Source organism: Alcanivorax sp. HI0044 (assembly GCF_001634945.1).
Genome location: NZ_LWEZ01001880.1, coordinates 1 through 12,671, shown reverse-complemented (window position 1 = coordinate 12,671; position 12,671 = coordinate 1). Strand labels below are relative to the sequence as shown.

At 62.1% G+C, this 12,671-nt stretch carries 9 protein-coding genes and 1 pseudogene; 2 read left to right on the top strand and 8 right to left on the bottom strand.

All coding sequences use genetic code 11. From position 1 onward, the window contains the following. Positions 1-155: 155 nt before the first annotated feature. The 8 genes from A3730_RS28030 to A3730_RS27995 all read right to left on the bottom strand — a co-directional run bounded on the left by A3730_RS28030 (position 156) and on the right by A3730_RS27995 (position 11,328). Positions 156-539: a CidA/LrgA family protein gene (locus A3730_RS28030; protein ID WP_063521007.1), complete on the bottom strand. Its 384-nt coding sequence runs from the start codon at positions 537-539 to the stop codon at positions 156-158. Positions 540-546: 7 nt separating this feature from the next. Further along, on the bottom strand, positions 547-1,050 hold the full coding sequence (locus A3730_RS28025; protein WP_063521006.1) for a disulfide bond formation protein B: 504 nt from the start codon (positions 1,048-1,050) through the stop codon (positions 547-549). Between the two features lie 164 nt (positions 1,051-1,214). Continuing rightward, positions 1,215-1,406, bottom strand: a complete 192-nt coding sequence (gene rmf, locus A3730_RS28020; RefSeq protein ID WP_063521005.1) for a ribosome modulation factor — start codon at positions 1,404-1,406, stop codon at positions 1,215-1,217. A 255-nt stretch (positions 1,407-1,661) separates the two neighbouring features. Then, a complete protein-coding gene (gene gshA, locus A3730_RS28015) occupies positions 1,662-3,224 on the bottom strand; it encodes a glutamate--cysteine ligase (RefSeq protein ID WP_063521004.1) in 1,563 nt (520 codons plus the stop codon). A 105-nt stretch (positions 3,225-3,329) separates the two neighbouring features. After that, the gene (locus tag A3730_RS28010; protein WP_063539387.1) at positions 3,330-5,693 is read right to left on the bottom strand and encodes a Tex family protein; all 2,364 of its coding nucleotides are present in this window, start codon (positions 5,691-5,693) and stop codon (positions 3,330-3,332) included. A gap of 182 nt (positions 5,694-5,875) precedes the next feature. Beyond that, complete coding sequence (locus A3730_RS28005) at positions 5,876-6,238, bottom strand: PleD family two-component system response regulator (protein ID WP_063518675.1); 363 nt, start codon at positions 6,236-6,238, stop codon at positions 5,876-5,878. A 136-nt stretch (positions 6,239-6,374) separates the two neighbouring features. Then, positions 6,375-9,986, bottom strand: a complete 3,612-nt coding sequence (locus tag A3730_RS28000) for an efflux RND transporter permease subunit (RefSeq protein ID WP_063539386.1) — start codon at positions 9,984-9,986, stop codon at positions 6,375-6,377. Continuing rightward, positions 9,979-11,328: an HlyD family secretion protein gene (locus A3730_RS27995; protein ID WP_063521135.1), complete on the bottom strand. Its 1,350-nt coding sequence runs from the start codon at positions 11,326-11,328 to the stop codon at positions 9,979-9,981. Before A3730_RS27995 ends, A3730_RS28000 begins: the two co-directional genes overlap by 8 nt. Before the next feature lie 182 nt (positions 11,329-11,510). Between A3730_RS27995 and ompR the strand changes: the two genes are divergently transcribed. After that, positions 11,511-12,221 carry a two-component system response regulator OmpR gene (ompR, locus tag A3730_RS27990; RefSeq protein ID WP_063521134.1) on the top strand — a complete coding sequence of 237 codons (711 nt, stop codon included), beginning with the start codon at positions 11,511-11,513 and terminating at the stop codon, positions 12,219-12,221. Positions 12,222-12,317: 96 nt separating this feature from the next. After that, a pseudogene (locus A3730_RS27985) lies at positions 12,318-12,671 on the top strand (two-component sensor histidine kinase); the annotation flags it as partial.

Below are 12,671 nucleotides of genomic sequence, written 5' to 3'. Positions count from 1 at the left end.
ACACGATAATCACCGGGATGGAGGCCACCAGAAACGGGTGAAAGACGGGCAGGCTGTTGCTGCGGCCGTAGATCCAGAGGGCGAAACGGTAGCTGGCCAGCGTCAGTAGCACACCAAACAGGGGGGTGTGTACCAGGCCGGCCAGATTGTCCAGGTTAGCCGGCATGGTCATCTCCATGGGCTTTGCCTGTGACTTCCTGGTGTTTGCCGCCCAGCAGTTTTTTCAGCATCAGGGTAACCACGATCATGCTGAGCAGGGTGCCCAGCACCACGGCCACGCCCAGCGCCAGTGCGTACTCTTCGTAACGGTGCCACTGCAGCACGATGCCGACCCCGAGGGGGAAAATCAGCAGGCTGATGTGTTTGATCAGGGCACCGGCGGCCGGTGCCACCCGCTGCGTAAACGGGGCTTCCAGCAACAGTGCCAGCAGCAACAGCACCATGCCGACCACGGAGGCGGGCAGGGGAATGCCGGTGAGGCGAATAATCACCTCGCCGAAAAACTGGAATAACAGGAGAATCAGCAGGCCATCGATCATGACGGGCTCAGCGGGGCAGTGGGCGGAACATCTGGATCAGGGCGACCACCAGCAGTCCGGCAAACACCACCATGGACCAGGCCGGCAGGCTCAGGCCGAGAAAGGACCAGTCCATTTCTGCGCACTCGCCGGATCCGGCCAGCACTTGCTGGAGTACGTTCTGCAGGGGAAACACGTCGAGCATGTAGTCCAGCCCGGGGCCGCAGGCGGGTACCTGGTCTGCCGGCAGGTTCTGCAGCCAGATGTGGCGCGCGGCCACGGCGCCGCCACCGAGGGCGGCCAGGGCGGTCAGCGCCCCATAGATCCGCACACCCAAGCCTTTGGGTCCGTGCAGGCTGGCGATCAGCAGGATCACCGCTGCGGCGATCACGCCAACGCGCTGGAAAATACACAGGGGACAGGGTTCCAGCCCATCCACGTGTTGCAGGTACAGGGCGCCGGCCATGGCGGCCAGGCAGGCCAGCAAGGCGAGGATATTGAGCAGGCGAGGAGCAGGAATAAGGGGCGACATGGGCGGCTCTTTTCGTCGGGGACCGGCGAAGGGTAGGCAAAAGCGGCAGTGGCGGCAAGGGGGAAAGAGCGGCTGGGGGGGGAACGCAGGATGTCGGCTGCGCAAGGCGCAAGCAACGCTTCCCCCGCAAGGCGGGAGAGAGCTAACCGTTGTGCGGGTTCGCGTCAGGCCTGTTTGGCGTTTTTCTGCTGCAGATTGCGGTCGTGCCAGGCATCGATGCCGGCTTGCCAGCCGTCAAACCACCATTGCGTCAGCTGGGCATCCGTATAGGGGCAACGATTGCTGTCGCCGCCGGACATGCCCCACATGCAGCCCTGATTGTACGCTTTTTCGCACTGCTCCCGGTCTGGAGACATGCCCTTGCTCCTTGCCACGTTCCATTAAGAGTAGCACTACGGTGCTATTTGCATAGCGTGCGAGTCCGCATTTTTGTTGTGCAAATGCAGCAAGAGCGATCTGTGTGCAGCGTTAGCGGTGCGCTATGCAACGGAGTGTGTCGCAGTGCAACGTGACGTTGAGGCGGGCGGCGCATGTCAGGGGCTGTATCGGGGAGTGGAGAGGCCGGCAGCGGCTCCCGCGGGGGCGGGAGCCGCTGTAGCCCCGCTGGCCGGTCAATCGCGGAAGTAATCGGCCAGGTAATCCTCGAAGGATTGCTGGTCAGCGGCTTCCCCGGCGGCCTGTTCGGCCAGGCTATCGGCGGCCAGTGCTTCCAGACGCTGGTTGGTGGCGTCGCAGCGCTGGCGGGACAGGAAGTGGTCACGGTGGGCCAGGGCCTGATCCATGGCGAACTGGAAGAAGCCCTGATTGCGGCTCTCCAGTGTTGCCAGAATCCGCGCGGACGGAGTGGCGCCGGGGTTGTCGACTTTTTCCTGCTGGTGCGCCAGTGCCTCGGCATAGTTGGTGCCGCCATGGGCGCGGTCAAACAGTTCGGCAATGGGCTGCATCTGCTCCAGCTTTTCCGTGGCCCAGTCTTTCAGACTCACCGACTTGCCCCAGTTGCAGAGCTGGGTGGCGGTGTTGCGGCCGTCATAGACCACCTTGCGCAGGTTTTCCTTGCTGGCATGCAGGTCGCATTTTTCCAGTTGCGGTGATTCGCGCAGCAGGCAATAGGTGGCGAACAGGTCCAGAAAGCGGATTTCCTGCTGGTTGATGCCCACCGGTTCGAACGGATTCAGATCCAGCGCGCGGATTTCGATGTATTCCACGCCGCGTTCCCGCAATGCTGTGGTGGGGCGCTCGCCCGGGTTGATGGTGCGCTTGGGGCGAATGGACGAGTAGTACTCGTTCTCGATCTGCAGAATATTGGTGTTGAGCTGGCGGTATTCATCCCCCACCTTGACGCCGATTTTCTCGTAGGCCGGTTCCGGTGTCTTGATGGCGTGGGTGAGGGTGCTGACGTACTCATCCAGGTTGTTGTAGCTGATCGCCAGGGACGACTGGGCATTGTTCTGGTAGCCCAGGTCGCTCATGCGCAGGCTGGTGGCCTGGGGGCGATACAGGGAGTGATCAAAACGCTCCAGCAAATCGTGCTCGCGGCCGGCCAGGAAAGAGGCACACAGGGCCGGGGAGGCGCCGAACAGGTACACCAGCAGCCAGGAATAGCGCTGGAAATTGCGGGTCAGGTCGAAGTAGCGACGGGAAATGTAATCCTGCAACGGTGCGTTGTCGTCTTCCAGTTGCTGGTTCAGTTTCCAGAATGCTTCCGGGTAGGAAAAGTTGTAATGGATGCCGGCAATGGTTTGCATCTTGCGGCCGTAACGATGGCCGAGCCCTTCCCGGTAGACGGCTTTCATGCGGCCCACATTGGCACTGCCGTATTGCGCCACGGGTACATCACTGTCCTTGCCGATCATGCAGGGCATGGAGTTGACCCACAGCACTTCATCGCCAATGTGGCTGTACACATAGCGGTGGAGCTGTTCGAGAAACTCGATGGGTTTGTGCAGTTCGGTGCTGGGCGGGGTAATAAACTCCAGCAGCGCTTCGGAATAATCCGTGGTGATGTACGGGTGCGTCAGTGCAGAGCCCAGCGCTTTGGGGTGCGGGGTTTGCGCAAGGGTGCCATCGGTGGTGATGCGCAGGCTTTCTTTCTCGATGCCGCGACGGATACCAGCCAGGGTGGCGGCGGCATCTGAATCCAGCAGGGCATGAATTCTCTGTTCAAGATGCTTCATGGTTGGGGCCTGTCGTGCGGCCGCCCGGGTGTGGGGCTGGCCGCGGGTGTGACGGAATTCCGACAATCATGGGGCAATAGAATGACGCTGAGAAGTCACTCCCGTTTAGGAGCGCTTCTTGCTGTCCTTCTTCTGCTTCTCTTCCTTGGCCTTGGCAAACAGGTCGGCGAAGGTGCCGCCGCCGCCCTGGGGCTGGCCACCGGCGCGCTGACTTCCGCCACCGCGGCGTTGGTTATTGCCTTTGTTGGCCTGATTGGCGCGGTTGCTGGTGGGGCGCTGGCCGCTGGTTTTTTCGGTGGGCTGGTCGTCCATGCGCATGGTCAGGCTGATGCGTTTGCGATCCAGGTCCACGTCCAGCACTTTCACCTTGACGATATCGCCGGGGGCGACCACCTGGTGCGGGTCTTCCACAAACTTGTCGGCCAGCGCGGACACATGCACCAGGCCATCCTGGTGAACGCCGATATCCACGAAGGCGCCGAAGTTGGTTACGTTGGTGACGGTGCCTTCCAGGATCATGCTTTGCTTCAGATCCTTGAGGGTTTCCACCCCTTCCTTGAGCGCTGCCGCCTTGAATTCCGGGCGCGGGTCACGGCCGGGTTTTTCCAGCTCGCTGAGGATGTCAGTGACGGTAGGCAGGCCGAAGTTGTCGTCGGTAAATTCAGCGGCGTTGACCTTCTTGAGGAAGGGCACATCACCCACCAGGTCTTTCAACGGACGACCATGCTTGCCGGCGATCTTTTCCACCACCGGGTAGGCTTCCGGGTGCACTGAAGAACTGTCCAGCGGGTTCTCGCCGTTCATGATGCGCAGGAAACCGGCGGCCTGTTCAAACGTTTTGTCGCCCAGGCGCGGCACCAGTTTCAGGTTGGCGCGGCTGGCAAAGGCACCGTTCTTTTCCCGGAAGGTAACGATGTTGCCGGCGATGGTGCTGTTAAGCCCGGCAATGCGGGCCAGCAGCGGGGCGCTGGCAGTATTCACGTCTACACCCACGGAGTTCACACAGTCTTCCACCACGGTATCCAGCGAGCGGGACAGTTTTACCTGGCTCACGTCGTGCTGGTACTGGCCCACGCCGATGGCTTTCGGATCGATTTTCACCAGTTCGGCCAGCGGGTCCTGCAGGCGGCGGGCAATGGAAACGGCGCCACGGAAGGACACGTCCAGTTCCGGGAATTCCCGGGCGGCCAGCTCCGAGGCGGAGTACACGGATGCGCCGGCTTCGGAAACGATGATTTTCTGGATCGGCTGGTCTTTCAGCAGCTTGACCACTTCGCCGGCCAGCTTGTCGGTTTCCCGGCTGGCGGTGCCGTTACCGATGGCGATCAATTCCACGCCGTGCTGTTTGCTCAGGGCCGCCAGTTTGCTGAGGGACTGGTCCCACTGGTTTTTTGGCTGGTGCGGAAACACGGTGGTGTGTTCCAGCAGCTTGCCGGTGGCATCCACGACCACCACCTTCACCCCGGTGCGCAGACCGGGATCCAGACCCATGGTGCACTTGGGGCCGGCGGGGGAAGCCATCAGCAGGCTTTTCAGGTTACGGGCGAACACCTGAATGGCTTCCTCTTCGCCCATTTCCCGTACCCGGCCCAGCAGCTCGGTTTCCAGGTGGGTGTTGAGTTTGATCTTCCAGGTCCAGCGCATCACTTCCTTGAGCCAGTCATCGGCGGCACGGCCGGCGTGCTGCCAGTCAGCCACGGCGGTGACCATAGCTTCGCAGGGATGCGGCTGGGCATTCTCCAGCTCTTCTGGCAGCACCATGGAAACATGCAGGATGCCTTCATTGCGGCCCCGGAACAGGGCCAGGGCGCGGTGGCTGGGGATGCCCTTGAGCGTTTCGCTGTGATCGAAATAGTCGCTGAACTTGGCGCCGTCTTTTTCCTTGCCGTCGACAACTTTGGCCTGGATGTGGCCCTTGTCCCAGAGGAAGGTGCGCAAGCGGGTGAGCAGCTCGGCGTCTTCGGCGAAGCGCTCCATGAGGATCTGTTTGGCACCGTCCAGGGCGTCCTTGGCGGTGGCAACTTTATGTTCCTCGTTCAGGTAGCCGGCGGCCAGCGCTTCCGGGTCCTGGGTGGGATCATTCATCAGGCTGTCGGCCAGCGGCTCCAGGCCAGCTTCGCGGGCAATTTGGGCGCGGGTGCGGCGCTTGGGTTTGTAGGGCAGGTAGAGATCTTCCAGCCGGGTCTTGGTGTCGGCGGCCTTGATCGCCTTTTCCAGCTCGGGAGTGAGCTTTTCCTGTTCGGCGATGCTTTTCAGGATGGCCTCGCGGCGCTCTTCCATCTCACGCAGATAACGCAGCCGTTCTTCCAGGTTACGCAGCTGGGTGTCGTCCAGACCGCCGGTGACCTCTTTGCGGTAGCGGGCGATAAAGGGGACGGTGGAACCTTCGTCGAGCAGGGCGACGGCGGCGTTGACCTGGCGTTCCTGGCAACCGATTTCTTCGGCAATAATCTGTTCGATACTACGCATGATATGTCCTGACGGCGTGCGGCCTGCGAGCGTATTGCCGGCAAGCGTTCTTCAAATACAAAACGACCGGAATCATAGGGAATGAATCCGGTCGTTGATAGATTGACTTGTAAAAGCGGCTGTGGCTGTGGCGCAGGTCATGAATGCTCGGTTATCGCGCGTGACGGGCCGCGGACGGCGACTCAGCCCAGCGCTTCATTGATCTTGGCGACCAGTTCCGCTTCCACCGGCGGTTTGACCACATAGCCGAAGGCACCCTGGCGTTCGCCCCAGACCTTGTCGGTTTCCTGGTCCTTGGTCGTCACCAGAATCACCGGAATGCTTTCGGTGGCCGGGTCACGGGTGATCTTGCGGGTGGCCTGGAAGCCGTTCAGTTCCGGCATGACCACATCCATCAGGATCAGATCGGGCTGCTCATGACGGGCTTTTTCTATCCCTTCCATGCCGTTGGTGGCAGTAACGACATCATGGCCCTGACCCTGGACAATCTTTACCAGATTGGTCAGCTGGGTCGGGGAATCGTCCACCACAAGAATTTTGGCCATGTTGCTCTCCTCAAGCCGCTATTGATCCCATCGGCTGTATTTTTATATGTGTCTCGATCCAATCGCGAATCATACCAGCGACGGGTCAAAAGGTAAGCTGTCGAATTGTGGCACATGTGTGCCGCAATGGGGCAGCTTACCGGGTAAATGTGTGGGCGCTGCGCCGCCCCCATAGCAGAATGGGCAGCACAATCAGGGCGGTTATCAGCGTCCAGCGGGCCAGTGCCCAGAAACTGTTGGCCAGCAGATCGCCGTGATGGCCTGCCAGTGGTGCCAGGGCGGCAATGACAAGGCTGCCCAGCCCGGTCATCAGCAGCCAGCGCGGCGCCAGCGCCAGCGCCAGGTAGCGCCGACGGAACAGGCACCACAGAAAGGCTGCTCCCAGCCCCAACATGAGCAGCCACGCCAGCCCGGCAGGGATGAGCAGCAGCAGGCTGGCATCGTTGCTGGCGGCGGCCATGAGCAAGGCAAGGTTGCCGAACACTTTGAGTAGCAGGAAGGGGCCGAGCAGCATGACCCACCAGAGGTTGCCGCCCAGGCCCTGCGGGCCGGGTTGCTGGCGGTAGTGAGCCGGATCAAAACGCCAGGCGCGCTGCAGCAGGGTACCCCAATTGTTTGACGCCAGATGGTGGCTGAGTCCGTGGATGCGATCGCGCTGTTCCTCAATCAGCATCAGCATGGCGGGCACCACCAACAGAATCAGCCCGGTGCCGAACAGTAGCCCGAACACCAGGCTTACCGCCATGGGTTTGAGGAACTGGGCCTGCAGGGAGCTTTCGAACAGAATCGGGGTGAGGCCGGCGATGGTGGTGATGGACGTGAGCAGCACCGCGCGCAGACGGCGTACACAGGCCTCCACAATCGCCTGGAATCGTTCCATGCCTTCGGCGACCAGCTGCTGGTAGAAGCTCACCAGCACGATGGAGTCGTTGACGATAATGCCGGACAGGCCGAACAGCCCCATGGCCGAGAACATGGAGAATTTAATGCCGAAGGGGGCGGTGAAGATATGCCCGATGACCGCCCCGGTGAGGCCGAAGAAGATCGCCGTCATGATCGCTATTGGCCAGGAATAGGAACTGAACACCCAGGCCAGCACGATATAGATGATGGCCAGCCCGAGCAGGGCGCCGGTGGCCAGATCCTGCAGGTTTTCCTCCTGCTCCTGCAGCTTGCCTTCGTAGCCCACGCCGATGCCGTACTGGCTCTTCAATTCCGGCAGGATACCTTCGTTGAGTGTGGCGATAATTTCGTTGGCGTTGCCCTGTTCCGGGTCCAGGTCGGCGTAGACAGTGACCGCCAGTTCGCCGTTGACGCGGCGCAGCAGGTCCACGCCCTTGCGGGCGTCAAAGGTGACCACGTCGCGCAGGGGAATGGCTTCGCCCTGATTGGTGATGATGGGCAGGCGTTCGATGGCGCTGAAGCGTCGACGTTCGCTGTCCGGCAGCATCACCCGCACTTCCACTTCCTCGTCTTCTTCGTTGTAGAGCTGCGCCAGGCTGCCGTCGAAGGCGGAGCGCAGCTGGCTGGCCACGTCGCTGAGGGTCAGCCCCAGAGCGCGGCCCTGGGCGGTGAGCTGAAAGGTCAGCTGTTCCTTGCCGTAGGGCAGGTCGTCATCCACATTGCTGACGCCGGAAAACTCGTTGAGGCGTTCCTGCAGGGCCAATGAGGCGGCTTTCAGGGTGAGAGCATCGCTGCCGGTGAGTTTGACTTCGATGGGTTTGCCCGGGGGGCCGGCTTCGGCCTGGGATATGGTCAGCTGATCCAGGCCTGCCGGCAGGGAGAGTTTTTCGCGCCAGGCGTCGACCAGTTGATCGTTGGAGATGTCCCGGTCCGAGCCGGTGTAGACCTCCACCACCAGGGTGCCGTATTCATCACCGAACTTGTCCTGGCGCCCGCCGATATTGGGGAAGCCGGCGGCGGCGCCGTGGTGGCTGATGATGGTGTGGACCAGATGCCCGCCCAGTTCCTCGTTGGTTTCTTCCAGGGTGTGTTCCAGCTCGGCCAGGAAGTTGTCCACCTGTTGTTTGTCGGTGCCGGAGGAAAACTCCACCACGGCACGCAGCTGGTCGCCATCCACCGGTGGGAAGAAGGTGAACTTGAGCCAGCCGGTGGCCACCAGTGACAGGGCGACAATAAAGGCGCAGACGGCCGACACGCTGACCAGTTTGCGGTGGTCGATGGACCATTCCACCAGGGGGCGGAAGCGCTCATCCCGGAAACGATTGAAACCGGCGTCGATGCGTTCGCGCAGGCCACTGGCCTTGACCTCAATGCCGCGAAAACTGTGGTGCAGGTGGCCGGGCAGCACCAGAAAACATTCCATCAGGGAGGCGAGGATCACACAGATCATCACGAAGGGAATGTCGAAAGCGATCTTGCCCATGGCGCCGCCCATCATGCCCAGCGGCAGGAAGGCGGCGATGGTGGTGGTGGACGATGCCACCACTGGCCAGAACATGCGCCGCGCACCCCCCAGGGCCGCGCGCTGGGCGGATTCGCCCTGCTGCAGATGGGTGAGGGTGTCTTCGCCCACCACGATGGCGTCGTCCACGATCAGGCCCAGGGCCAGAATCAGGCCGAACAGGCTGATCATGTTGATGGTGCCGCCGAACACCCAGAGTATTCCGAGGGTGGCCATGAACGACACGGGAATACCAATCGTGACCCACCTGGCCACCCGGGAGTTAAGAAAGAAGTAGAGGGTCAGTACCACCAGCACCAGCCCGGAAATACCGTTCCACAGCAGGGTGGAAATACGTTCCTGCACGTGCTTCCAGGCTTCGAAATAGAACGTCATTTTGACGCCGGCGGGCAGCGAATCTTTGTGCTCGGCGCCCCATGCACGGACCTTTTTTGCCAGGTCCAGCATGTCGTCATCTTCGCCGCGCATCACCTGCAGTTCGATGGCAGGTTTGCCTTCGAAGGTGAGCGTGGCCTGATCATCCCGGGGGCGTCGTTCGATGATGGCCACGTCGCCCAGGCTCAGCTGCTGGCCGTCGGCAGTGGTGATCAGGGGCAATTCGGCAAACGCCCTTTCGTCACGGCGCTGGCCCAGTGCCCGCAGTTGTTTGGCGGCGTCGTCACGGCCCACGGTGCCGGCGGGGGTGTCCTGGCTGAAGCTGCGAACCTTGTCGCCGATCTGCCCCAGGGTCATGCCCAGATCGTGCAGGGTGCTGGTGGGCACCTGGATGGCCATTTCTTCTTCCGGCAGGCCGATGAATTCCACTTTGCCGGCGCCCAGCGCCAGCAGCTCATCTTCCATTTCCCGCACCAGCGTGCGCAGTTCCTTCCGGCTGCCGTTTTCCGTGGACACCAGAATTGAGGTGACCAGGGAATAGCGGGTGATTTTCTGAATCACCGGGCGTTCGGCATCCTGTGGCAGGTTGCGGATGGAGTCGATGCGCTGACGCACTTCATCCAGGGTCAGGCCCAGGTCACTGCCGTCTTCCAGTTCAATAAAGATGGCGCTGGCGCCCTGCTGGGAGCGGGCGATCAACTTGCGGGTGTTGGGCAGGGTTTTCAGGGCCTGCTCAACGGGAATGGTGATGGAGCGTTGCACATCTTCCGGGCTGGCGCCGCGCCAGGGGATGGTGACGGTGACGTACTCGAAATCGAAATCCGGGAACAGCTGGGTGTTCAGCCGGGTCAGGCCCAGCACCCCGAGCATGATCATCAGCGCCATCAGCAGGTTGGAGGCAACCTTGTGTTCGGTAAAGCTGGCAATCAGGCCCCGCGACTCACTCACTGTCACCGCCCTGGTTATCCGGTTCTGCATCCGTTTCCGGGCTGCTGCTCTGGGTCTCGGTATCGGTTTCGGTATCAGCGTTACTGCCGGGCACCGGTTGCGGGTCCACGGCCAGGCCGACGATGGCCTGAGGCAGCTGGGTGGTCATGATGCGTTCGCCGCCTTTCAGGGTGTCGGCGCGCAGCAACAGCAGGGAGCGGTCGCCATCGATGGCTTCCCCGACGATATGGGCGGACACGCGCTGCAGGCGGTGGTCGGCGTCGATGCGATACAGGCGGTCGAGCCCATGCAGGGCGGTGGCCGGCAGCGCCAGCAGTTGCGGCTGGGCGGGGAGCGTCAGGGTGATCGTCAGCGGGCGGCCCAGCGCGGCGGTGGGCACCCCTTTGGCGCTGTCACCGCTGAAGGCAAACAGGCCGTCGATACCGCCACGGGCATCGGCCGCATCCCCGGCCAGCCGTTTCAGATTCAAGGGCAGGGTATGGCCTTCCAGCTGGGTGCTGGCGGTCAGGTCGCCGGCGATCAGTCCTTCGCGAACGGCAGGAAGGTAGCGGTCGGGAATCTGCGCGCGCACTTCCAGTTCGGTGTCGGCAAACAGGTCGATCAGCGGTTCGCCGGGGCGCACCCGCTCGCCGGGGGCCACGCTCACCTGGGTGACGGTGCCGTCGAAGGGGGCGTTGACGGTGGTGCGGGCCAGGTCGATTTCAGCTTGCTGCAGCTGGGCTTCGGCGCTGGCCAGGCGGGCTTCCATGCGTGCCAGCTCGTTACGGAAATCACTGACGCTGAGTTGCCGCTGGCTGAGTGACAGGTCCGCCCGGGCCTGGGCTTCTTCGGCTTCGTCCAGCTGGGTCTGGGCCACCAGCTTGCGTTCACGCAGGGACTGGATGCGTTCCAGATTATCGGCGGACAACTGCGCCAGTTTCTTTTCCAGCGCCAGGTTTTTCTTGTCGCTCTGGTAGCGCAGCCGGGTGGTTTCCAGCTGGGCGGCGGCTTCGTCACGGGTGGCTTTGGCGCGGTCCCGGGCCAGGGCGGCTTCGGTGTCGTCCAGCTGGATAAGCAATTGGCCTTCGGTGACCCGGTTGCCGGCCCGCACCGGGATGCTGTCCACGTTGGCAGTGACCACGGCGGTCAGGCCCGCCGCCCGGGGGGATTGCACCCGGCCGAACAGCTGGATCTGCGGCGAGCGCGCCTGGGGGTCGGCCAGCACGAACCGTACCCGGGCATGGTTGTCCACCACGTCGCGGGTGGGGGCGGACGGTTTGAAGATGGCGAGCAGAATGATCGCCAGCACCGTGCCCAGAATAACGAAGGCTACCGGGGGAAGTTGTTTCGGGCGGTCTCGCAAGGGAAATCCTTTATCGATAATGATTCTCAGCCAGCTACTCTAGCGTTTTCTTGTGGGAGTGCCTATCGGCAGCCCCCTATCTTCAACGCTGGCAATGTTTTTATACAATCTCTTCGTGCCATTTTCTTGCACGTTCGGACCACAACGCGTAAATCAGGGGCCAGTAAACCTTCGGAGGTGCCGTGAGCGAACAACAAGACAAGATTCTGGTGGTGGATGACGATGCGCGACTGCGTAGCCTGCTGCAACGGTTTCTGGAAGAAGCCGGCTATACGGTAAAGGCGGTGGGCGATGCGGAACAGATGGACCGTGCCCTGTCCCGCGAGCTGTATTCCCTGATGGTGCTGGATTTGATGCTGCCGGGGGAAGATGGCCTGTCGATCTGCCGTCGCCTGCGTGAGGCCGAGAACGTCATGCCGATCATCATGCTCACTGCCAAGGGCGATGATGCCGAGCGCATTGAAGGCCTGGATGCCGGCGCCGATGACTACCTGCCCAAGCCGTTCAACCCCAAGGAACTGGATGCCCGTATCCGGGCGGTGCTGCGCCGCCATGTGCGCGAGCTGCCCGGGGCACCCAGCAAGGAAGTAGGGTCGGTGACGTTTGGGCCCTGGATTCTGGATCTGGCCAACCGCACCCTAACCCGTGATGGTGATCCGCAAAGCCTGACCACTGGGGAATTCGCGGTGCTCAAGGCCTTGCTGCAGAACCCCCGCGAGCCGCTCACTCGGGACAAGCTGATGAGCCTGGCCCGGGGCCGTGAATGGTCGGCCATGGAGCGCTCCATCGATGTGCAGGTCTCACGCCTGCGCCGCCTGCTGGAAGACGACCCCTCCAAGCCCCGCTACATCCAGACGGTCTGGGGTGTGGGGTATGTGTTTGTGCCGGATTAAGGAACGCCTGACGCTTGACGCCGGAGGCCTGACGCTTAAAGTCGGGAGTTCTTTTCTTTGTCTGGCGTTCGGCGTCAGGCTTCTGGCGATGTATCAATGACACTCTATCCCCGCACTGCCTTTGTCCGCTCCGCCATTGTGGTGGGGCTGGTGATTGGGATCAGCCAGGCGCTGACCCTGTGGTTCTTTGCCCGTAATGCCTACCTGCCCGGTATCCGTGAATACGCCCGCTTGACGGTGTTGCAAGCGGAACTGGCGTTTGATGATTCGCGGGCGGCGGCGGATGCGGATCTGGCCGACCGGCTGGGTAGTGCCACCGGCATCGCGGTGGCGATTCCGGAAAAGCTGCATGATGGCAGCATGCTGTTGTCACGCCCGGTGGTGGGCCGTTTTCAGGAAGAGCTGGAAGGCATGCTGGAAGAGCCGGTGACGGTGCGCCTGGAAGACAGC